The organism is Pseudomonas sp. PSKL.D1 (assembly GCF_028898945.1).
Taxonomy (GTDB): domain Bacteria; phylum Pseudomonadota; class Gammaproteobacteria; order Pseudomonadales; family Pseudomonadaceae; genus Aquipseudomonas.
The window spans coordinates 5,480,748-5,502,505 of sequence record NZ_CP118607.1 but is presented as its reverse complement, the minus strand read 5'-3'; the positions used below and the strand labels follow the sequence as shown (position 1 = coordinate 5,502,505).

At 61.9% G+C, this 21,758-nt stretch carries 17 protein-coding genes; 10 read left to right on the top strand and 7 right to left on the bottom strand.

The window, feature by feature from the left end; translation table 11 throughout:
• Window positions 1-29 precede the first annotated feature (29 nt).
• On the top strand, window positions 30-2,798 hold the full coding sequence (locus tag PVV54_RS24705) for an insulinase family protein (RefSeq protein WP_274907702.1): 2,769 nt from the start codon (window positions 30-32) through the stop codon (window positions 2,796-2,798).
• Window positions 2,795-4,462, top strand: a complete 1,668-nt coding sequence (locus PVV54_RS24700) for an ABC transporter ATP-binding protein/permease (protein ID WP_274907701.1) — start codon at window positions 2,795-2,797, stop codon at window positions 4,460-4,462. Before PVV54_RS24705 ends, PVV54_RS24700 begins: the two co-directional genes overlap by 4 nt.
• A 135-nt stretch (window positions 4,463-4,597) precedes the next feature.
• On the opposite strand, the gene PVV54_RS24695 is transcribed toward PVV54_RS24700, so the two are convergent.
• From PVV54_RS24695 to choX, 5 genes are all read right to left on the bottom strand, one after another.
• Window positions 4,598-4,855 (bottom strand): hypothetical protein, encoded by a 258-nt coding sequence (locus PVV54_RS24695; RefSeq protein WP_159412923.1) that lies wholly within the window; start codon window positions 4,853-4,855, stop codon window positions 4,598-4,600.
• A gap of 254 nt (window positions 4,856-5,109) precedes the next feature.
• Complete coding sequence (locus PVV54_RS24690) at window positions 5,110-5,583, bottom strand: thioesterase family protein (protein ID WP_274907700.1); 474 nt, start codon at window positions 5,581-5,583, stop codon at window positions 5,110-5,112.
• A gap of 10 nt (window positions 5,584-5,593) precedes the next feature.
• The gene (locus tag PVV54_RS24685; protein WP_274907699.1) at window positions 5,594-6,559 is read right to left on the bottom strand and encodes an L-carnitine dehydrogenase; all 966 of its coding nucleotides are present in this window, start codon (window positions 6,557-6,559) and stop codon (window positions 5,594-5,596) included.
• A 9-nt stretch (window positions 6,560-6,568) separates the two neighbouring features.
• A complete protein-coding gene (locus PVV54_RS24680) occupies window positions 6,569-7,453 on the bottom strand; it encodes a 3-keto-5-aminohexanoate cleavage protein (RefSeq protein WP_274907698.1) in 885 nt (294 codons plus the stop codon).
• A gap of 114 nt (window positions 7,454-7,567) precedes the next feature.
• Window positions 7,568-8,512 (bottom strand): choline ABC transporter substrate-binding protein, encoded by a 945-nt coding sequence (gene choX, locus PVV54_RS24675; protein WP_274907697.1) that lies wholly within the window; start codon window positions 8,510-8,512, stop codon window positions 7,568-7,570.
• A 146-nt stretch (window positions 8,513-8,658) separates the two neighbouring features.
• On the opposite strand from choX, the gene PVV54_RS24670 reads away from it, so the two are divergent.
• On the top strand, window positions 8,659-9,603 hold the full coding sequence (locus tag PVV54_RS24670; RefSeq protein ID WP_274907696.1) for a GlxA family transcriptional regulator: 945 nt from the start codon (window positions 8,659-8,661) through the stop codon (window positions 9,601-9,603).
• 154 nt (window positions 9,604-9,757) lie between these two features.
• Here the strand turns inward: PVV54_RS24670 and PVV54_RS24665 are convergent, their stop codons facing one another.
• A complete protein-coding gene (locus tag PVV54_RS24665) occupies window positions 9,758-10,159 on the bottom strand; it encodes a lysozyme inhibitor LprI family protein (protein WP_274907695.1) in 402 nt (133 codons plus the stop codon).
• 285 nt (window positions 10,160-10,444) lie between these two features.
• Between PVV54_RS24665 and PVV54_RS24660 the strand changes: the two genes are divergently transcribed.
• The 6 genes from PVV54_RS24660 (at window position 10,445) to etfB (ending at window position 18,250) form a co-directional block, all read left to right on the top strand.
• A complete protein-coding gene (locus tag PVV54_RS24660) occupies window positions 10,445-11,422 on the top strand; it encodes a dipeptidase (protein WP_003257506.1) in 978 nt (325 codons plus the stop codon).
• 78 nt (window positions 11,423-11,500) lie between these two features.
• Window positions 11,501-12,031 carry a DUF5943 domain-containing protein gene (locus PVV54_RS24655; protein WP_054891724.1) on the top strand — a complete coding sequence of 177 codons (531 nt, stop codon included), beginning with the start codon at window positions 11,501-11,503 and terminating at the stop codon, window positions 12,029-12,031.
• A gap of 15 nt (window positions 12,032-12,046) precedes the next feature.
• On the top strand, window positions 12,047-14,107 hold the full coding sequence (gene dgcA / locus PVV54_RS24650) for a dimethylglycine demethylation protein DgcA (protein ID WP_274907694.1): 2,061 nt from the start codon (window positions 12,047-12,049) through the stop codon (window positions 14,105-14,107).
• A 177-nt stretch (window positions 14,108-14,284) separates the two neighbouring features.
• A complete protein-coding gene (gene dgcB / locus PVV54_RS24645; protein WP_274907693.1) occupies window positions 14,285-16,237 on the top strand; it encodes a dimethylglycine demethylation protein DgcB in 1,953 nt (650 codons plus the stop codon).
• Window positions 16,237-17,469, top strand: coding sequence for an electron transfer flavoprotein subunit alpha (gene etfA, locus PVV54_RS24640; protein ID WP_274907692.1), 1,233 nt, complete (start codon window positions 16,237-16,239; stop codon window positions 17,467-17,469). The genes dgcB and etfA overlap by 1 nt, the downstream gene beginning before the upstream one ends.
• 10 nt (window positions 17,470-17,479) lie before the next feature.
• A complete protein-coding gene (etfB, locus tag PVV54_RS24635) occupies window positions 17,480-18,250 on the top strand; it encodes an electron transfer flavoprotein subunit beta (protein ID WP_274907691.1) in 771 nt (256 codons plus the stop codon).
• 742 nt (window positions 18,251-18,992) lie between these two features.
• Here the strand turns inward: etfB and gbcA are convergent.
• Window positions 18,993-20,285, bottom strand: coding sequence for a glycine-betaine demethylase subunit GbcA (gbcA, locus tag PVV54_RS24630; RefSeq protein WP_274907690.1), 1,293 nt, complete (start codon window positions 20,283-20,285; stop codon window positions 18,993-18,995).
• 295 nt (window positions 20,286-20,580) lie between these two features.
• On the opposite strand from gbcA, the gene gbcB reads away from it, so the two are divergent.
• Window positions 20,581-21,681 carry a glycine-betaine demethylase subunit GbcB gene (gene gbcB / locus PVV54_RS24625; protein ID WP_274907689.1) on the top strand — a complete coding sequence of 367 codons (1,101 nt, stop codon included), beginning with the start codon at window positions 20,581-20,583 and terminating at the stop codon, window positions 21,679-21,681.
• Window positions 21,682-21,758 lie beyond the last annotated feature (77 nt).

The window sequence follows — 21,758 nt, the reverse complement described above, 5'->3', positions numbered from 1 at the left end:
CGCCCCATAAAAAAAACGTGGATACCCTGATGAAAAAGCTCATTGCGGGCCTGCTCGGCCCGCTGCTGCTCGGCGCCTGCGTGTCGGCACCCGAACCTGATGCCGCGTTGCCCTGGGATACCCGGGTCAGCCAAGGCACCCTGGCCAACGGCCTTCAATACCGGCTGGTACGCGAAACAACACAGCCCGGCCGGCTCGACCTGCGCATGACTGTGAATGCCGGCTCCGTGGACGAAACCGACGATCAGGTCGGTGTCGCGCACTTGGTCGAGCACCTGGTGTTTCACAGCCGCGCCGGGCAAACGCAGAACCTGCGTGAACGCATGACCGGGCTGGGCTGGGTGCAGGGCCGGCACTTCAATGCCGTGACCAATTACGAGCGCACCCAGTACATGCTCAGCCCGCCAGCGGGCGTGCGGCAGACCCCGCAAGCCTTGCAGGTACTGGCCGACATGGCCTTCGCTCGCGATTACAACGCCGCCGACCTTGAGCGTGAACGCCCCATCGTAATCGAGGAATGGCGCGGCGGGCTGGGCGTGGCGCAGCGCATGAACGACCAGCGTACGGCTTCGCAGCGGGTGGGTTCGCGCTACCCCGCGCACCGCACCATTGGCAATGAAGCAGCCATTCGCCATGCCACGCTGGCCAGCTTGCAAGACTTCCAAGCGACCTGGTACCAGCCGTCGAACATGGTCGTGTCTGTCGTAGGCGACTTCGAACCCAAAGCAATGCTTGCCCAGATCGAAGCGGCTTTCGGTGACACCAAAGGCCCCAAAACACCGCCGCGCAACCACCGCGACCTGCCACTGGACCCGGGCCTGAAGATCTTCCGCCTGCAAGACCCGCAATCTGGCGGCAATCAGGTGTCGCTGCTGCTACGGCTGCATGAACCGGACAGCCGTGGTACCACCCGCGCAGCCATGCGCGAGCGTTTGATCGACCGCATGACGCTGGCCGCACTGCTTGACAGCCTGCGCCGTCAGCCACGCGAACCCGAAGTACGCCGCCTGACCGCTCAGAAAACCCTGATCGGCAGCCAATCGACGGTACTGGGTATTGCCGCTGGTGTAGAGGGCATGGCACACGACCAGGCCCTGCGCGCGTTGCTGACCGAGATCGAGCGGCTGCGCCAGCATGGTTTCAGCGCGCAGGACTTCGAGCATGAGCGAGAGCATATCCGCAGCCTTGGCGACAAGACGCTCGCCAACCAGGCGCCGCGCACCTTCGAGCAATGGGTCGAGCAGCTCAACAACGCCACGGCACCTGAAGCCAGCGTGGTCGAGCGCCATGCAGCTGCCGGCCGCTATTTGCAGGTGTTGCCGAGTATCAGCCTGGCAGACTTGAACGCCAGAATGCGCCTGTGGCTTGGCAGCACCGACCAGGTTTTGCAGTTCACGGTACCGGGGCAGTCGGTGGTCGAGTTGCCTACCGTCGCAACCGTCGAGGCATTGCAGGCCAGCATTGCCGCGCAAAAGCTTGCAGCGCCCGTGCAGCAAATGGCTGAAGCCCCCGTGGTCGCCACGTTCCAGCCTGCAGTGCCGGGCCAGGAAGGGCATATCGTTGCCCGCAAGGTCTTCGCCGCCGAACAGGTCGAGCACTGGGCATTGAGCAACGGTGACCGGCTGGTATGGCTGCGCCGCAACGGCCCGGACGGTAACGGGGTACTGCAGGCTGAATCGTCGGCCGGCTACCGCCTTGCCGATGCACCCGCCTGGCGCTTGCAGATGGCCGCACAACTGGCCGTGCGCAGTGGGCCGGAAGGGGCGCAGAACTGGCGCCAGGCGCAGCGCCTGAGCGTCAGCCTGGACCATCAACCACAGCGTTTGCAGCTTAACCTGGGCGCTGAGCCCGCGCAGTTGCAGGCTGTGCTGCAAAGTTACCGTTTGAGCCAGCAGACTGGCATTGACCCACAACTGTTTGCCGACGCCCGCAATGAGCTGAGCCAACGCCTGCAAAGCCGCCCCAATGATGTACGTTCGCGCCAGGAGCGTGAGCAGCGAGTGCTGAAATATGGCGCTGACCATTGGCAAAGCCCAGACGTGGCGGCGCTGAATCAATTGAACCTGAAACAGCTCGATACCGACTGGCAACGCCTGGTCAGTGCGCCGGTGACTTACTACTTGATGGCCGACGTACCGGCAGAGCAACTGGAGCCCTTGGTGCGGGCCTATCTGGCCAACCTGCCACGAGGCGCCAGAGCAAACCCTGAGCCGGCGGACCAACGTCCCGGCCAGCGTCGACAGGACCTGCCTATTGCGCTTGAACCACGCGCCGTACTGCAAGCCAGCAGCTATCAGCCCCAACCCTGGAGCCCCGATGCCGCTGTGCGGGTTGCCGTGCTGCGAGACTTGGCCAACCAGCGCCTGAAACAGCAACTGCGCGGCGAAGCTTCGGGCGTATACCGCCTGCAGTTCGATGCCGAACTCAACCCCGACTCGCAGCGTATCGAAAGCCACCTGAGCTTCACCTGCGACCCGGCCCGTGTCGACGAGCTGTGGAAGCTGGCGCAACAGACACTTGGCGGGCTGGACGTGGATCAGCACTGGCTGGATGCCGAGCGCCGCGCCTTGCTGCGCCAGGAAGCCAAGCGCCGTGATGACCCGCAAACCCAGTTCAAGCGCCTGATCCTCAGCGAACGGCACTGGCAAGACCCGCGCTACCTGAGCGAGCAGGTCAGGCTGCCAGAGGCGCTTACGCTGCCTGAATTGCAGCAACAGGCCCGGCAATTGTTCCCTGCCGCCAACCAAGTCCAGTTGCGCCTGCTGCCAGCACCTTCGGCGCAGGAGCAGGCATTGTGAATACCCTGCGCAGCTTCTACCGCCTCAGCCGCCCGTTCTGGCAGGACCGCCAGCAATGGCTGGCCTGGGTCATGCTGGCCGCGGTAATCGGCTTGGGCCTGCTGGTGGTGCAGATCAACGTGCTGATCAACAGCTGGAGCAAGACCTTTTACGACACCCTGGCGGCATTCGACACCGCCGGGTTGTACGGGCTTGTGGGTGAGTACGCGCTCTACCTGGGCATCTACGTGCTGGTCTTCGTGGCCATCGATTACATTCGCAAAGGCCTGGAACTGCGCTGGCGCCAGGCGATGACCGAGCGGTTTACCAATGCCTGGCTTTCCGATCAGGCGTTTTACCGCCTGGGCCTGACCGGCGAGCCGGACAACCCTGACCAGCGCATTGCCCAGGACATCGATTTGATGGTTGGGCTGAGCATCCAGCTGGTTGCGTCACTGGTGATCAACCTGGCCCAGGTTGGGGCTTTCGTGGTGATCCTGTGGAACCTCTCCGGGGTGCAGACCTTCGAGCTGTTTGGCGAAACGTTCACGGTGCACGGTTACCTGGTGTGGCTCGTGCTGGCCTACACGATCATGGGTAGCGTGCTGACGCATTTGATTGGCAAGCCGTTGCACAAGCTCAACTACGAACGTGAACACTGTGAAGCGGATTTCCGCGCCAGCCTGCTGCGCAAGCGTGATCATGCAGAGCAGATTGCCCTTTACCGGGGTGAACAGGCAGAGCGCCAGCACCTTGCCGAACGGTTTCGCGCCATTGCCGACAATTGGCGGCAGTTGATGGGCCGTGAACGCAACCTGAGCCTCTTCACCGTCGCTTACGAGCGGCTGAGCCTGATCATTCCGGTGTTTGCGGCCTTGCCGGCGTTCATGGCCAAGGCCATCACTCTGGGTGGGCTGATGCAGATACGCAGCGCATTCAATGCAGTGCACAGCTCGTTGAGCTGGTTTATCAAGCTCTACGAGAAACTGGTGCGCTGGAGTGCGGCGTTGCAGCGGCTTGAGCAATTCGAGCAGGCCATCGCGGCCAGCCGAGCGCAAGCGGTGGCACCGCTGCAGGGCGATTGCTTGTGTACGCGCGGGTTAACGCTGTGTCGGCCGGATGGCAGCCCAATGCTGCAGGACCTGGACCTGCGCGTAAAACCGGGCCAATGGCTACGGCTGGCCGGGCGCAGCGGGCTGGGCAAGTCGACGCTGCTAAGGACGCTGCAGGGTATGTGGCCTTATTGCCAAGGCAGCTGGCAATTGCCGCCCGGCCGCAGCCTGTTGTTACCACAAAAGCCTTACATGCCGCACATGAGCCTACGCAAGCTACTGGCTTATCCACAGGTGCAATCGATGGATGATCAGCGGTTGGTGGACGCGCTGGCCAAGGTGGGGCTGGGCGCGATGAGCAGGCGGCTGGATGAAGAGGCTGAATGGGGGCGGGTGCTTTCTGGCGGCGAACAGCAACGGGTGAGCCTGGCGCGGGCGTTGTTGTACCGGCCCGATACGTTGTACCTGGATGAGGTGACGAGCCAGCTGGATCATGAGGCCGCGCAGAGCCTGTTGGAAATGCTGAGGCGTGAACTGCCGTTGTGCACGGTGGTGGGGGTTACGCACCAGCCGGGGTTGGTCACATTGTTTGACCGGACCTTTGAGATGGAGAAGCAGGCGGAACCTGCATAGTGTAGGAGCGGATTCATCCGCGATGCAGACGACGCGGTGATTGGCACCGGCTGCGTCGGTGATCGCGGATGAATCCGCTCCTACAGGTATTGCACACCTTCAAGGATCAGTGCGATCCCTGTGAGAGCGGAAAAATCAGGCGCGCCGGCTGAACTGCGCCAACGCCGGCAAAAGCTGCTTGTCGATCGCTTGCCGCACCGCCGGCAAAATCGTCGCACTGCCGGTATACATCTGCTCGACCATACCCTTCAGCGCCCGTGCGTTCGGCTCGGTCAGCCCCCGCACCACCGCCTCGCAGGCCTGTTCGGCACTGGCCCCGGCCGGGATATCGAAACCGCGCGCGCGCAGGTGGCCGGCGAGGTCGTCCTGATCAATCAAATCCGCATGCATCATGGCTGTTGTCCCTTTTATCGCTAAGAGAGTGCTGCTGTGATTTACGACCGATTCTGTGTCCACGGCGACATGCCTGCAAGGGCAGAATGTCGCCATGGCTGCTTTGGCTAAGAACAGGTCGCTCCCGGCTAATTCCTGTGACCGGGAAGTCAGCACACTGAGCTCATTCACGGTACCAGAGGGTTTGGTCACCCTCGCTCACGCACAGTGGATGTTGCTCGCTCTTGGCCCCGGACGCTCACGGCTTTCCGGGGTTATTTTTTGGGCAGGCCAATCACACGCCCGATGTATGCCGGCGGCTGCAGATCGTGCTGCTCCCCCACCAAAGCTTCCAGCAACCCTGCGCTGTGTTCGCTGAACGGCGCTGACTTCGGCCCCGCCAAATCCACATGCAGCAACATTTGCTCGCTGGCAGCCAACGCTTCGTCGAACCCCGCCCGGTGCAGGCTGTGATACACCTGCAGGCGCTTGTTGTCGAAACCGATGATATGCGTTTGCACCCACACTTCGGTGCCCAGCTTCACCTCGTGCAGGTAGTTGATGTGTGCTTCCAGGGTAAACAGCGAATTACCGCTTTGCCCCCGGCTATCGGCATCCAGCCCGATGCGCTCCATCAGCGCATCGGTGGCGTAGCTGAAGATCAGCAGGTAGAAGGCATCGCGCAAATGCCCGTTGTAGTCGACCCAGTCCTCCTGGACCGGGGTGCGGTAGGTGATCAGTGCGGGCATCGTGCTTTCCTCAATCGCTGAACTGCATGCCATGGTTGGCTTTGCTGGTTTTCACCGCCTCCAGCACCGCCAGCAGGGTATCGTCACGATAGCGCTCCAGCGCGGCGATGCTGCGTTCGCCCAGCTGGTCCGAGGTGCCATCCACTACGTCGTCGATCAACTTGTCGGTCAGCTCTGGCGCTGGCAGGTAGGTCCAGGGCAGCTTCAGCGCTGGCCCGAACTGCGACATGAAGTGGCGCATGCCGGCATCGCCACCGGCCAGGGTGTAGGTGAGGAAGGTACCCATGAACGACCAGCGCAAGCCAGCGCCAAAACGGATGGCATCGTCGATTTCGCCGGTTGTGGCCACGCCGTCGTTGACCAGGTGCAGCGCCTCGCGCCACAGGGCTTCGAGCAGCCGGTCGGCAATGAAACCGGGCACTTCCTTGCGTACATGCAGCGGGCGCATGCCGAGGGCGGTGTAGATGGTTTTTGCGGCCTCGATGGCCTCGGGCGAAGTGCGGTTGCCGCCGACGATTTCCACCAGTGGCAGCAAATACACCGGGTTGAACGGGTGGCCCACCACGCAGCGTTCGGGGTGGGTGGCCGATTCGTAGAATTCGCTGGGCAGCAGGCCAGAGGTGCTGGAGCCGATGATGGCATCCGGCTTGGCGGCGGCGCTTATCTTCGCATGCAGGTCAAGCTTGAGGTCGAGGCGTTCCGGGGCGCTTTCCTGAATGAAGTCGGCATCGCGCACGCACTCTTCGATGGTGGCGACGAACCGCAGGCGAGCTTGCGAGGCGCCTGGCGCCAGGCCCTGTTTTTCAAGGGCTGGCCATGCGTTGGCGATGCGTTTGCACAGGGCCTGTTCGGCGCCTGGGGCCGGGTCCCAAGCGACCACGTCCAGGCCGTGAGCCAGGGCGCGGGCTACCCAGCCGCTGCCGATGACGCCGCTACCCAGGGCGGCGAAAGTTTTGATTTCAGTGATGAAAGGCATGTGCGGCTCCTATGGGCGCTTGAGGTTCATTTTTGCCCGGCCTTCTGCCGGGGTGAGCACACGGCCACCCATGCGGGTGATGATTTCGGCGGCGCGCTCCACCAGTTGGCCGTTGCTGGCCAGTACGCCACGGTCCAGATACAGGTTGTCTTCCAGGCCCACCCGCACGTTGCCGCCTAGCAGTACAGCCTGAGCGGCCATTGGCATTTGCATGCGACCGATGCCAAACCCTGCCCAGGTAACATTGGCGGGCAGGTTGTCGACCATCGCTTTCATGGTGGTGGTGTCGGCCGGCGCGCCCCACGGGATGCCCAGGCACAACTGGAACAGCGGGTCTTCGAGCAGGCCTTCTTTCATCATCTGCTTGGCGAACCACAGGTGGCCGGTGTCGAAAATTTCCAACTCCGCTTTTACGCCCAGTTCAGTGATGCGTTTGGCGCCGGCACGCAGTTGGGCCGGGGTGGAGACGTAGATGGCGTTGCCGTCGCCGAAGTTGAGCGTGCCGCAGTCCAGGGTGCAGATTTCCGGCAGCAGGGCTTCAACATGGGCCAGGCGCTCCAGCGGGCCGATCAGGTCAGTGCCTGGGCCAAATTCCATGGGCGATTCACCCGGGCCGATTTCCAGGTCGCCGCCCATGCCGGCGGTGAGGTTGACGATGATGTCCACGTCGGCTTCGCGGATGCGTTCCATGACTTCGCGGTACAGGTTTACATCGCGGCTGAAGCGGCCGGTTTGTGGGTCGCGGACATGGCAGTGGACCACGGTAGCGCCGGCTTTGGCGGCTTCGACGGCGGATTCGGCGATCTGTTTGGGGGTGACCGGGACCAGGTGGCTCTTGGCGACCGTGTCGCCAGCGCCGGTGAGGGCGCAGGTGATGATGACGTCGTGGTTCATGGTGGGTTCCTTGTGAGATCTGTTTTTGGCTTATCGCGGATGAGTCCGCTCCTACCGGCGGGCGCAGAAGCCCAGGCATAGGTGTAGGAGCGGATTTATCCGCGATGCGGTCTGTCAGTTGGCGGTGAGCTTGAGGTTGTCCGCCGCAGGCTTGCCGTCGAAGGTGGTTACCCCCTCAAGCCAGCGCGCTTTATCCTCTGGGTGGTCTTTGAGCCACTGCCGCGCCGATTCCAAGGCGTCCTTGTGATCAAGCAGCGGCTGCATCATGCGGCTCTCGTCTTCGGCGCTGAATTTCAGGTTTGCCAGCAAGCGATTGGCGTTGGGGCAGCGCTCGGCATAGTCCGGCGCCGTCACCGTCCACACCGTGGCGCGGCCTTCATCCGGGCCGAGCGCGTCCTGGCTGTCGCCCAGGTATGCCATGTCGATGTTCACGTTCATCGGGTGCGGCGCCCAGCCGAAGAACACCACCGCTTCCTTGCGCCGCACGGCGCGGTCGACTGCAGCGAGCATGCCGGCCTCGCTGGACTCGACCAACTGGAACTTGCCCAGGCCGAACTGGTTCTTGGTGATCATGGCCTTGATCTGCGTGTTGGCACCCGAACCCGGCTCGATGCCGTAGATCTTGCCGCCAAGCTCCTTCTCGAACTTGTGGATATCGGCGAAGCTCTTCAGGCCCTTGTCATACAGATACTTGGGCACAGCCAAGGTGGCGCGGGCGTCTTCCAGGCTTGGTTTGTCCAGTACCTTGACCTGATTGGCATCGATGAACGGCGTGATGGTCTGGGTCATGATCGGGTTCCAGTACCCGAGGAACATGTCCAGGCGTTTGTCTCGGATGCCGGCGAAGATGATCTGCTGCGACGCGCTAGTCTGCTTGGTCTGGTAGCCCAGGCCATCGAGTAACACTTGGGCCATGGCGCTGGTGGCGATGACATCTGTCCAGTTGACCACGCCCAGGCGCACGTTCTTGCAAGCGGCTGGCTCGGCGGCGAAAAGCGGGGTGGCGACAATGCTGCTCAGGGCAAGGGACAACAGGCTGCGGCGGACAAAGCGATGCATGGTGGCTCTCCATCGGCAGGGCATATTGTTATAGGGTTCGGCCTCTCTGGGCCGTGTGAACACGCTACGCTGCTGGCAGGGTGGGAAATCGCACCCTGGCGACCAACAATTGCACGGAAGCGACCACCTTTGCTGTGGAGCATGCAATGCCGCAACTGATTCATTTTTTGCTGTTACCTGGCTTCTCGGCCATGGGCTTCATCAGTGCCCTGGAGCCGCTGCGGGTGGCAAACCGCTTCAAGGGGCCTTCGTATCGCTGGCGAGTGCTGAGCCTGGATGGCGGCGCTGTCGAAGCGAGCAATGGCATGTCGGTGAATGCCGATGGCGCATTGGGGGAGGGTGAGCCGGGTGGAATCTTGCTGATCGTGGCGGGGTTCGAGCCGTTGGCTCGTTTTGGGCCAACGCTGCAACAGGCGCTGCGCCGGCTCGACCATGAGGGCGTGATTCTCGGCGGCATCGACACGGGCCCTGTGGTGTTGGCCGAGGCGGGCTTGCTCGACGGCCATCGCGCAACACTGCATTGGGAAGCGCTGGATGCGTTCAAGGAGCGCTACCCGCGCCTGCAGGTAACCCAGGAACTGTTCGAAATCGACCGGCGGCGCATCACCTGCGCGGGGGGTACCGCGTCAATCGACCTGATGCTCGACCTGATTGCCCAGGCACATGGCAGCGAACTGGCGGTGCAAGTGTCCGAGCAGTTCGTGCTCGGGCGCATCCGCCCGCGTCAGGACCACCAGCGCATGCAGATAGCCAGCCGCTTTGGCATCAGCAACAAGAAGCTGGTGAAGGTGATTGGCGAGATGGAGCGCAACCTTGAGCAGCCGCTCAATACTCAGGTGCTGGCCGATGCGGTGCAGGTGACCCGGCGGCAGTTGGAGCGGCTGTTCAAGTTGCACCTGGAGGACACGCCTAGCGGGTTTTACCTGCGGCTGCGGCTGGACAAGGCGCGGCAGTTGCTGCGCCAGACCGACATGAGCGTGCTGGAGGTGGCAGTGGCGTGCGGGTTTGAGTCGGCGTCGTATTTTACCCGGTGTTATCGGGCACGGTTTGCGCGGTGCCCGCGCGAAGACAGGTTGGCCCGGGCCGTTTAGGGTGAGCCGAACTCTGTAGGAGCGGCCTTGTGTCGCGAAAGGGCTGCAGAGCAGCCCCGGCAATATCTGTTGCGAAGCTACAACCCCGGGGCCGCTACGCAGCCCTTTCGCGACACAAGGCCGCTCCTACAGGGCATCGCGCTTGGGCGATGGGCTATTGCTGGCCAATGGACTGCAAATATTCCGACCGGTCATCACTGCGCTGCGCTACACAGGTATCCCAAGCCGCCTGAAACGCTTTGCTGCCCGGCTTCTCGGCATAGGTCTCAACCTTGCAATCGGCATCGCGTAGCTGAGCCCACAGCTTTTCCGCTGCCTCCATACGCCCGGTCAGCGCAGTAGCCTTGTCGGTTTCGTCAGCATACTGGTCACGAATGCGCTGGATCAGGTCGTCATAAGCCGCTTTCAACTCGCGCTCGGCGGTTTGTTTGTTGAACGCCGCGCACGCATACGTCTGCTGGTCGGTTTCGACGTTATCGCAAGGCGTGCTTTCTTCCTCACCGGCCTGGGCCCCGGTCACCACAGCCAGCAGTACCAGCCATGCCATTGATTTCATCCGTTTTCTCCTCAACAAGGCTGACGAACCGGCTGGATTCTCGCTCAGGTTCAGACAAGACGATAGCTCCCTGACGAAATGTTCATGAAACCGCCGCAAAGGTCGTAATCGAGACTGTCTCTCATCCCCGCAAGGCGGGCCAGAGGGCCTGTTGTCGCGCATTGACGCTTTCGGCAAACCCCCTGTCGTTTTTGCATCGGGGCGCCTCGAGGCACAGGCATATGCTGGCCCCAAAGCGCCGGCACAAGGTTCGGCGTCAGCAAACTCATAAGAGGGGACAGCCTGATGAGCCCAGCCGAACTTCACGCCGACAGCATCGTCATCGACGGCCTGATCATTGCCAAATGGAACCGCGAGCTGTTCGAGGACATGCGCAAGGGCGGGCTGACTGCGGCCAATTGCACGGTGTCGGTCTGGGAAGGCTTCAAGGCCACCGTCGACAACATCGCTGCCAGCCAGAAGCTGATCCGCGACAACAGCGACCTGGTAATGCCAGTGCGTACTACCGCAGATATCCGCAAAGCCAAGGAACTGGGTAAAACCGGCATTCTCTTCGGCTTCCAGAACGCCCACGCCTTCGAAGACCAGATCGCCTACGTGGACGTGTTCAAGCAGCTGGGCGTGGGCATCGTGCAAATGTGCTACAACACCCAGAACCTGGTGGGCACCGGTTGCTACGAGCGCGATGGCGGCCTGTCGGGCTTCGGTCGCGAAATCGTCGCGGAAATGAACCGCGTGGGCATCATGTGCGACCTGTCCCACGTTGGTTCCAAAACGTCTGAAGAAGTCATCCTCGAATCGAAAAAACCGGTGTGCTACTCCCACTGCCTGCCCTCGGGCCTGAAGGAGCACCCGCGTAACAAGTCCGACGAAGAACTGAAATTCATCGCCGACCACGGCGGCTTCGTTGGCGTGACCATGTTCGCGCCGTTCCTGGCCAAGGGCATCGACTCAACCATCGACGACTACGCCGAAGCCATCGAGTACACCATGAACATCGTCGGTGAAGACGCTATCGGTATCGGTACCGACTTCACCCAAGGCCACGGCCAGGACTTCTTCGAGTACCTGACTCACGACAAGGGTTACGCCCGCCGCCTGACCAACTTCGGCAAGATCATCAACCCGCTCGGCATTCGTACTGTCGGCGAGTTCCCCAACCTCACCGAAACCCTGCTCAAGCGCGGCCACTCCGAGCGCGTGGTACGCAAGATCATGGGCGAGAACTGGGTCAACGTCCTCAAGGACGTCTGGGGCGAGTAAGCCGCTCTCCAAGCCTGATTAGCCCCTGCCAGCAACGCCGGGGCACCCACATAAAAATTTTTATGGAGTTGAGTTTCCATGGCCAAGATCGCCCCGCAATTGCCAATCGAAGTCGACAGCGAGACCGGTGTCTGGACCAGCGACGCCTTGCCGATGCTGTATGTGCCACGCCATTTCTTCGTCAACAACCACATTGGCATCGAGGAAGTGCTGGGCGCCGACGCCTACGCCGAAATCCTCTACAAGGCCGGCTACAAGTCCGCCTGGCACTGGTGCGAGAAGGAAGCCGAATGCCATGGCCTGGAAGGCGTGGCGGTGTTCGAGCACTACATGAAGCGCCTGTCCCAGCGTGGCTGGGGCCTGTTCGAGATCCAGGACATCGACCTGGATAAGGGCACCTGCAGCGTCAAGCTCAAGCACTCGGCGTTCGTGTACGTGTATGGCAAGTGCGGCCGCAAGGTCGACTACATGTTCACCGGCTGGTTTGCCGGTGCCATGGACCAGATTCTCGCTGCCCGCGGCAGCTCGATCCGCACCGTGGCCGAACAGGTTTACGGCGGGTCGGAAGAAGGCCACGAAGATGGCCTGTTCGTTACAAAGCCGTTGTAAGCCGGAGACCGCGTCATGGCATTCGAAGCAATGTTCCAGCCGATCCAGATCGGCAAACTGACCATCCGCAACCGCGTGCTCAGTACTGCGCACGCCGAGGTCTACGCCACTGACGGCGGCATGACCACCGACCGGTATGTGAAGTACTACGAAGAGAAGGCCAAGGGCGGTATCGGCCTGGCGATCTGCGGCGGCTCGTCCGTGGTGGCCATCGACAGCCCGCAGGAATGGTGGTCGTCGGTCAACCTGTCGACCGACCGCATCATCCCGCACTTCCAGAACCTGGCCGACGCCATGCACAAGCATGGCGCCAAGATCATGATCCAGATTACCCACATGGGCCGTCGCTCGCGTTGGGACGGCTTCAACTGGCCGACCCTGATGTCGCCGTCGGGTATCCGTGAACCCGTACACCGCGCCACCTGCAAGACGATTGAGGTGGAAGAGATCTGGCGGGTGATCGGCAACTATGCGCAAGCTGCCCGCCGCGCCAAAGAGGGCGGCCTGGACGGCGTCGAACTGTCGGCAGTGCACCAGCACATGATTGACCAGTTCTGGAGCCCGCGGGTCAACAAGCGTACCGACGAATGGGGCGGTACCTTCGAAGGCCGCATGAAGTTCGGCCTGGAAGTGCTCAAGGCCGTGCGCAAGGAAGTCGGTGATGACTTCTGCGTCGGTATGCGTATCTGTGGTGACGAATTCCACCCCGATGGCCTCAGCCACGAGGACATGAAGCAGATCGCCGCCTACTACGATGCCACCGGCATGATCGACTTCGTTGGCGTGGTGGGCTCGGGTTGCGACACCCATAACACCCTGGCCAACGTGATCCCCAACATGAGCTACCCGCCGGAGCCGTTCCTGCACCTGGCGGCCGGCATCAAGGAAGTGGTCAAGGTCCCGGTTCTGCACGCGCAGAACATCAAAGACCCTAACCAGGCCACCCGCATTCTCGAAGGTGGCTACGTGGACATGGTCGGCATGACCCGTGCCCACATCGCCGACCCGCACCTGATCGCCAAGATCAAAATGGGCCAGGTCGATCAGATCAAACAGTGCGTGGGTGCCAACTACTGCATCGACCGCCAGTATCAGGGCCTGGACGTACTGTGCATCCAGAACGCCGCGACCTCCCGTGAATACATGGGCGTGCCGCACATCATCGAGAAAACCACCGGGGCGAAACGCAAGGTGGTGATCGTCGGTGCCGGCCCTGCCGGCATGGAAGCGGCACGTGTTGCCGCCGAGCGTGGCCACGATGTGACCGTGTTCGAGAAAAAGGACCAGATCGGCGGGCAGATCACCATCGCCGCCAAGGCGCCGCAGCGCGACCAGATCGCGGGTATTACCCGCTGGTATCAGCTGGAATTCGCCCGCCTGAAGATCGACCTGCGCTTGGGCACTGCCGCTGATGTAGACACCATTCAGGACCTGCGCCCGGACATTATCGTGCTGGCGGTGGGTGGCCATTCGTTCCTGGAGCAGAACGAGCATTGGGGCGCCGCCGAAGGGCTGGTAGTCAGCAGCTGGGACGTACTGGACGGCAAGATTGCGCCGGGCAAGAACGTGCTGGTGTACGACACCATTTGCGAGTTCACCGGCATGTCGGTGGCGGATTTCATCGCCGACAAGGGCAGCCAGGTCGAGATCGTCACTGATGACATCAAACCGGGCGTGGCCATGGGCGGCACGACCTTCCCGACCTACTACCGCAGCATGTACCCGAAAGAAGTGATCATGACCGGCGACATGATGCTGGAAAAGGTCTATCGCGAGGGTGACAAGCTGGTGGCGGTGCTGGAGAACGAATACACCGGCGCCAAGGAAGAGCGCGTGGTCGATCAGGTGGTGGTAGAAAACGGCGTGCGCCCTGACGAGCAGTTGTACTACGCCCTGAAGGAAGGTTCGCGCAACAAGGGCCAGATCGACGTGGAGGCGCTGTTTGCCATCAAGCCACAGCCGATCCTCAGCCAGCCGGGCGACGGTTACCTGCTGTACCGCATCGGCGACTGCGTGGCCCAGCGCAACGTGCATGCGGCGATCTACGACGCCTTGCGGTTGTGCAAGGACTTCTGATCGCACCGCCTTTCTAGAGGCGGGACTGGCCCCCTGTAGGAGCGGATTTATCCGCGATAGCGTCAGCAGCGACAACGCATCAGCCTGTGCTGGCCTCATCGCGGATAAATCCGCTCCTACAGGGTCCGCGCTGCTCTCGAGGGCGGCGCAAGATTTCAGCTGTTGTGGGAGCCTCCCATGTTGAACACCCTTCTACCCATCTTGCTGTTCGCTGCCCTTGGCCTGGCGGTGCTCGGCGCCGTGCGCCGGGTGCGCATGTGGCGGCGGGGCAGGCCGAGCAAGGTGAACCTTGTCGGCGGCCTGCTGGCGATGCCGCGGCGCTACCTGGTGGACTTGCACCACGTGGTCGAGCGCGACAAGTATATGTCCAAGACCCACGTAGCCACTGCGGGCGGCTTCGTGCTGTCGGCGTTGCTGGCCATCCTGGTGCATGGCTTCGGCCTGCAGAGCAAGATCCTCGGCTACGCCTTGCTGGTGGCCACGGTAATCATGTTCACCGGTGCGGTGTTCGTCTTCAAACGCCGCCTCAATCCGCCTTCGCGCTTGTCCAAGGGCCCGTGGATGCGCTTGCCCAAGAGCTTGCTGATGTTTGCGGCGAGCTTCTTCATTGCAACCCTGCCGGTTGCCGGCATTTTGCCCGCCAACACCGGTGGTTGGGTGATGGTCGCGATCCTTGGCCTGGGCGTGTTGTGGGGCGTGTCGGAGCTGTTCTTCGGCATGACCTGGGGCGGGCCGATGAAGCACGCCTTTGCCGGTGCCTTGCACCTGGCCTGGCACCGCCGCGCCGAACGCTTTGGCGGTGGCCGCTCCACAGGCCTCAAGCCGCTGGACCTGGAAGACCGGAGTGCACCGCTGGGTGTGGAAAAGCCGGCGGACTTTACCTGGAACCAGCTGCTCGGCTTTGACGCCTGCGTGCAGTGCGGCAAATGCGAAGCCATGTGCCCGGCCTTCGCCGCCGGCCAGCCGCTCAACCCCAAAAAGCTTATCCAGGACATGGTCATCGGCCTGGCCGGGGGCACCGATGCACAGTTTGCCGGCAGCCCGTACCCGGGCAAGCCGATCGGCGAACATGGCGGCAGCCCGCACCAGCCAATCGTCAACGGCTTGGTCGATGCCGAGACACTGTGGTCGTGCACCACATGCCGCGCCTGCGTCGAGGAATGCCCGATGATGATCGAGCACGTCGATGCCATCGTCGACATGCGCCGCCACCTCACGCTGGAAAAGGGCGCCACCCCGAACAAAGGCGCCGAGGTGCTGGACAACCTGATCGCCACCGACAACCCAGGCGGCTTCGCGCCGGGCGGGCGGATGAACTGGGCAGCGGACTTGAACCTGAAACTGCTGTCGGAGATTAAAGATACCGAAGTGCTGTTCTGGGTCGGCGATGGTGCCTTCGACATGCGCAACCAGCGCACGCTGCGTTCGTTCGTCAAAGTGCTCAAGGCTTCTGGTGTTGATTTTGCCGTGCTCGGCCTTGAAGAGCGCGACAGCGGTGATGTTGCGCGTCGACTGGGCGATGAGGCCACTTTCCAGCAGTTGGCCAAACGCAATATCCAGACCCTTTCCAAGTACACGTTCCAACGCATCGTCACCTGCGACCCGCACAGTTTCCATGTGCTGAAGAACGAGTACGGCGCGCTGGGTGGCAACTATGAAGTGCTGCACCACAGCACTTACATGGCCGAGCTGATTGCCGCGAAAAAACTCAACCTTGGCCAGCACAAGGGTGGCAGCGTCACCTACCACGACCCGTGCTACCTGGGCCGCTACAACGGGGAGTACGAAGCCCCGCGTGCAGTGCTGAAGGCGCTGGGCATCGAAGTGCGCGAGATGGAACGCTCCGGCTTCCGTTCCCGCTGCTGTGGCGGTGGCGGCGGTGCGCCGATCACCGACATCCCGGGCAAGCAGCGCATCCCGGACATGCGCATGGACGACATCCGCCAGACCGAGGCCGAACTGGTGGCCGTGGGCTGCCCGCAGTGCACGGCGATGCTCGAAGGTGTGGTCGAACCACGCCCCCTGATCAAAGACCTCGCCGAGTTGGTGGCTGACGTGCTGATCGAAGAGGAAACCCCGGCAACCCCAAAGCCGCAAGCGGCCAAACGTGAACCTGCGGAGGTGCATTGATGAGCGACATCATCCGCCGCGACCCACGCGCCGAGTGGATCGCCCGTAACCGCCTGCACCCGCTGCACGCGGCCATGCAGACCCAACAAACCAGCTGGATGGGGCCAAACGGCCTGATTCGCAAGAACCCGCATGCAATGGCTGCCGGCTTCATAGGGCCGGCCGGCATCAAACGCATCGATCGCAGCGGCGCCCAGCAGGGTACCGGTGTGGGTGGGCGGCGCAGCGCGGCAGCCGAGGTGCAGTTGCCGCTGCATCAGGTGCCTGCCCCGGCGTTCTACATCGCCGTGGTGCCGGACATGGTCGGCGGTCGCCTCAGCAGCCATGACCGAGATCTGCTGGGCATGGCCCACGGTTTGGCGGGCAGCGATGGTGCAGTGTTGGCGGTGGTCTTCGGTGAACACAAGGAAAGCAACTTTTCCACAGCCGGCGTTGACCGCTTGCTGGTCATCGAAGGTGAGGAATTTGACGGTTATGCACCGGAGCAACTGGTGCAGGGCCTGCGGGCTGTGGATAACCAGTTCACGCCCCGCCATTGGTTGCTGCCCGACAGCCGCACCGGTGGTGGCGAACTGGGCCGGCGCCTGGGCGCGGCCTTGGGCGAGCGCCCGGCGACGCGGGTCTGGCAAGTCAAGGACGGCCAGTGCATCGGCCGCGCCGGTGCTGGCCAGCAAGACCTGCAACGCGCTGTGCCGCGTTTGATCCTGGGCGCTGCGGAATGTGCCGAACCGGTCAGCGAAACCCGCCACGAAGCGCTGCCGGTGGAGTTGTCCACAAGCGTCGCGCGCAGCCTGTCGCGCATCGAAGACCTCGGCTCGGTGGCCGTGGACCCGGCAACCATCGCAATGGCCGAGGCCGAGTTCATCGTCTCGGGCGGCAATGGTGTGAAGGATTGGGACCTGTACCACAAGGCCACTGCGGCCCTTGGCGCCACCGAGGGCGCCTCGCGGGTGGCTGTGGACGATGGCTTCATGCCGCGTAATCGCCAGGTGGGCGCCACGGGCACTTGGGTCACGGCGCGCGTGTATGTGGCTGTGGGTATCTCTGGCGCCATCCAGCACCTGCAGGGCATCGGTGCCTGCGACAAGGTGGTGGCGATCAACATCGACCCGGGCTGCGACATGATCAAACGGGCCGACTTGTCGGTGATTGGCGACAGTTCGGCGATTCTCAAGGCATTGATCGAGGCTGTGGACAACTACCGCAGCGGCGCTCAGCGCGACGCGGCATAAGGGCATGAGCATGAGTACGAAAGTCATCAGCCTGGTCTCTATCGGTGCCCACCCAAGCTCGGGCCGCGCTCGCCGCGCAGAGCAGGATGCGCGTGCGGTCGAGTTGGGCTTGCAGCTGGCTGGGGATAACTTGCAGGTTGTGCATGCGGGTGATCCTCGTGAAGAGGCGTTGCGTGCCTACCTGGGCATGGGGCTGGAGCACCTGGACGTGCTCGAACAGCCAGTCGGCGCCGATGTGTTGGGCGTGCTGGGCGATTACCTGCGTGATGCAGGCGCACAACTGGTGCTGGCCGGCAGCCAGGCCGAAACCGGGGAAGGGTCGGGGATGCTGCCGTTTCTGCTGGCAGAAAAGCTTGGCTGGCCGCTGGTGGTGGGCTTGGCCGAAGTCGAGTCGATCGAGAGTGGCAGCGCCGTGGTACTGCAGGCACTGCCACGTGGGCAGCGGCGCAGGTTGAAGGTGCGCCTGCCGCTGTTGGCCACGGTGGATAACGCGGCGCCCAAGCCACGCCAGAGTGCGTTTGGCCCGGCGCGTCGGGGTGTGTTGGCGGCACGTCATGTGGCGGTTGTTGAAGATGAACTGCTGGTTGATGCCGAATTGCAACCCGCCCGGCCACGGCCCAAGCGGTTGAAGGTGATCAAGGCCAAGAGTGGCGCGGACCGTATGAAGGCGGCGACGGCCAAGGCCAGTGGAGGGGGCGGGAAGGTAATGAAAGATGTTTCCCCACAGGAAGGGGCTGAAGCGATTCTGAAGTTGTTGGTTGAGGAAGGGGTTTTGCGTTAGGTGGTTTCAAATTGCGCACCGCCAAGGCGGTGCATCGCGGATAAATCCGCTCCTACAGGAATGCGCCAAGCACAACATACAAGGAGCGGATTTACCGAGACGTCGGACCGCCGCGATGCGCCGCGCGGGCGGCGCGCGATCTCGCGCCAAACGAATTCCTCCCGTCGTACCCCCTTCACCTCCACTCAACTTGCTCACCAAATCTGTTCGCCAATGTGTGGATAAAGTGTTTGCGCATCGCTACAGCCCTTTGCTGGTAAGGGCTGTAAGGTTTTGATCAAAAAATATCCAGCTTTCTTTTACGCCATCCGGCGCTCGCCGTCCTCAGTTTCCCACAATCCCTGTTGGTCGCTCTGTGGATAATATGTTCGATAAATCCTGAGAGCCTTGAAATACATGGCCTACAGTGTATTGGTCAATAAATGATCAATTCCCTTGATTCGCATGTGAATCCAGCATTTTCAAGGGCCTGGGCCGCTTATCCACATCCATTTTCAAGACTGCTCACAAATTCTGTTGGCGCTTCTGTGGACAAGGTGTTGGATATACCTTGCAGCCAGCGTAATCATTGGCTTACAGAGATTTGGTCAAAAAACGACCAGTACGTGTGGCGTGGCCTCTGAAGTGTCTTTCCACTGCGCCTGTAGTTAACTCTGTGGATAAGATGTGCCAAAGCTCTGGACTGAAATGTAAAACGCCCCGGCAGATCGCTCGGCCGGGGCGTTTGTACAAACAGCTGAAGCTACTGGGCTTTGACTTCCTTCAAGTACGGCGCAGGCTCTGCGCCGAGGTTTTCCAGCACGCGCTGGCTGTACCAGTCGATGAAGTTCACCACGCCGAATTCATAGGTCTTGGAGTAAGGCCCGGGCTGGTAGGCGGTGGAGTTGATCCCGCGCTGGTTCTCTTCAGCCAGGCGACGGTCCTGGTCGTTGGTGGCGTCCCACACCTTGCGCATGCGCTCAGGGTCGTAGTCCACGCCTTCCACGGCGTCCTTGTGCACCAGCCATTTGGTGGTGACCATGGTCTCCTGAGCGCTGATTGGCCACACGGTGAAGACGATCATGTGGTCGCCCATGCAGTGGTTCCACGAGTGCGGCAGGTGCAGGATGCGCATCGAGCCCAAATCCGGGTTCTTGATGCGGCCCATCAGCTTCTGGCAGGCCTGTTTGCCGTCCATGGTCATCGACACGGTGCCCTTGAGCAGCGGCATGCGCACGATGCGGTTACGCAGGCCGTGGCTCTTGTGCAGGTACGGGATTTTCTCGGCTTCCCAGGCGGCGGCGGAGGCGGCCACATGGTCCTTGAATTCCTGGCTGGCGCGTGGGTCGTTGGTGTCATCCCATTCCAGCAGGGTTTGCAGCAATTCCGGGTGTGAGCCGCTGCAGTGGTAGCACTCGCGGTTGTTTTCCAGCACCAGTTTCCAGTTGGCCTTTTCCATCAAGGTGGTTTGCACCGCCACCTTGGTGTTTTCCATGTCGTACGGTTCCATGTAGTGGTCCAGGGTGGCCAGGAACTCGTCGATGGCAGGCGGGTTTTCCGACAGGCTGATGAAGATGTAGCCGCCGGCAACCTTCACGTTCACGGGTTTGAGGCCGTATTCCTTCATGTCGAAGTCGGCACCCATTTCGGTGCCCGCAAACAGCAGCCGACCGTCCAGCTCATACGTCCACTGGTGGTAATGGCACACCAGCTTGGCCACCTTGCCTTTTTCACTTACGCACAGGCGCGAACCACGGTGGCGGCAGACGTTGTGGAAGGCATGCACCTTGCCCTCGGCACCGCGCACCACGATGATCGGGTTTTTGCCGATTTGCAGGGTGATGTAGTTACCCTTTGCCGGGATCTCGCAGGTCATGCCTGCAATCAGCCACTCCTTGTGGAAGATCTCCTGCATGTCGATCTGGAACAGACGCTCGTCGGTGTAGAACGGCTGGGGCAGCGAGTAGGTGCGCTCGCGGGTTTGCAGCATCTCGGCGGTGGCCTTGCGTGCAGGTTCAAGTGGATCGCCCAGGCTCAGGGTTGCGGTGACGTCCATCGTGTATTCCTCGGGGCCGTGTTCGGCCGGCAAAAGGTGGCTAATCGTTCTTTTGGGTGCCGCAAGGCTGCTCATCACAAACAGCGTGTTCTTTTGCCGTGGAGTGTGCGTCCGAAGGCACTGTGAACCGTATCCATGGGCGACATGGCCTATTTCAATTCCGACGCGCCAGCCCTTGTAGCGCGGGGCTGGTCGCTATAAGCACGCCGATGTCGCTGGCAGAAATGTGCGACGCCTTCGGCTTGCGCATTATCCCAGCCATAAAAAGGCCAATTGTCGGCCGCTGGAGATGAACATGTCCGATACCTTCCTCAATCCGGTCAGCACCCAGACCTGGGCCAACGGTCGCCACATCGTGCGCTGCGTCAAGGTCATTCAGGAGACCTGGGACGTGCGCACCTTCTGCTTCATGGCAGACCAGCCGATCATGTTCTTCTTCAAACCAGGGCAGTTCGTCACCCTGGAGTTGGAGATCGAAGGCAAGCCGGTGATGCGCTCCTACACCATTTCCAGCTCGCCGTCGGTGCCATACAGCTTCTCGATCACGGTTAAACGCGTGCCGGGCGGGCTGGTGTCCAACTTCCTGCATGACACCATGCACGAAGGCGCCGAATTGCCTGTGCATGGTCCGGTGGGACTGTTCAATGCCATCGACTTCCCGGCAGGTAAAACGCTGTACCTGTCGGGTGGGGTAGGCATTACCCCGGTGATGTCGATGGCTCGCTGGTTCTACGACACCAACGCCAACGTCGACATGGTGTTCGTGCACAGCGCCCGCTCACCGAAGGACATCATCTACCACCGCGAACTGGAGCAGATGGCGTCGCGTATTCCCAACTTCAGCCTGCACATCATTTGCGAGAAGCACGGGTTGGGTGAGCCTTGGGCGGGTTACCGCGGTTACCTGAACCAGCGCTTGATGGAGCTGATTGCGCCGGACTACATGGAGCGCACGATCTTCTGCTGCGGCCCTACGCCTTACATGACGGCGGTGAAGCGCATGCTCGAAGCAGTGGGCTTCGACATGAACAACTACCACGAGGAATCGTTTGGCGCGACGCCACCAGAGGCCAAAGCCGATGCGGTGGAGCACGCCGAGCAGGCGGCCGATGCGCCGGAGGTGGATGCTTCCGACCTGAACCTGGTGGAGTTCATCGGCAGCGAGAAGAGCATTCGTATCGCCCCGGGTGAAACCGTGCATGCGGCGGCGGCGAAGGTCGGGTTGATGATTCCGAAAGCCTGCGGCATGGGCATTTGCGGCACCTGCAAGGTGCTCAAGCTGGGCGGCGAGGTAGAGATGGAGCACAACGGCGGGATTACCGAGGAGGACGAGGCCGAGGGTTATATCCTGTCGTGCTGCAGTGTGCCCAAGGGGGATGTTCGGATCGATTACTGATCCTGGATTGTTGGGGCTGCTTTGCAGCCCATCGCGGCTGAAGCCGCTCCTACAGGGGGTACGCGTTCCCTTGTAGG

Coding starts and splice junctions, on each gene's coding strand:
- PVV54_RS24705 (WP_274907702.1), top strand. CDS start 30: ATGAAAAAGCTCATTGCGGGCCTGCTCGGCCCGCTGCTGCTCGGCGCC.
- PVV54_RS24695 (WP_159412923.1), bottom strand. CDS start 4,855: ATGATGCATGCGGATTTGATTGATCAGGACGACCTCGCCGGCCACCTG.
- PVV54_RS24690 (WP_274907700.1), bottom strand. CDS start 5,583: ATGCCCGCACTGATCACCTACCGCACCCCGGTCCAGGAGGACTGGGTC.
- PVV54_RS24685 (WP_274907699.1), bottom strand. CDS start 6,559: ATGCCTTTCATCACTGAAATCAAAACTTTCGCCGCCCTGGGTAGCGGC.
- PVV54_RS24680 (WP_274907698.1), bottom strand. CDS start 7,453: ATGAACCACGACGTCATCATCACCTGCGCCCTCACCGGCGCTGGCGAC.
- choX (WP_274907697.1), bottom strand. CDS start 8,512: ATGCATCGCTTTGTCCGCCGCAGCCTGTTGTCCCTTGCCCTGAGCAGC.
- PVV54_RS24670 (WP_274907696.1), top strand. CDS start 8,659: ATGCCGCAACTGATTCATTTTTTGCTGTTACCTGGCTTCTCGGCCATG.
- PVV54_RS24665 (WP_274907695.1), bottom strand. CDS start 10,159: ATGAAATCAATGGCATGGCTGGTACTGCTGGCTGTGGTGACCGGGGCC.
- PVV54_RS24660 (WP_003257506.1), top strand. CDS start 10,445: ATGAGCCCAGCCGAACTTCACGCCGACAGCATCGTCATCGACGGCCTG.
- PVV54_RS24655 (WP_054891724.1), top strand. CDS start 11,501: ATGGCCAAGATCGCCCCGCAATTGCCAATCGAAGTCGACAGCGAGACC.
- dgcA (WP_274907694.1), top strand. CDS start 12,047: ATGGCATTCGAAGCAATGTTCCAGCCGATCCAGATCGGCAAACTGACC.
- dgcB (WP_274907693.1), top strand. CDS start 14,285: ATGTTGAACACCCTTCTACCCATCTTGCTGTTCGCTGCCCTTGGCCTG.
- etfA (WP_274907692.1), top strand. CDS start 16,237: ATGAGCGACATCATCCGCCGCGACCCACGCGCCGAGTGGATCGCCCGT.
- etfB (WP_274907691.1), top strand. CDS start 17,480: ATGAGTACGAAAGTCATCAGCCTGGTCTCTATCGGTGCCCACCCAAGC.
- gbcA (WP_274907690.1), bottom strand. CDS start 20,285: ATGGACGTCACCGCAACCCTGAGCCTGGGCGATCCACTTGAACCTGCA.
- gbcB (WP_274907689.1), top strand. CDS start 20,581: ATGTCCGATACCTTCCTCAATCCGGTCAGCACCCAGACCTGGGCCAAC.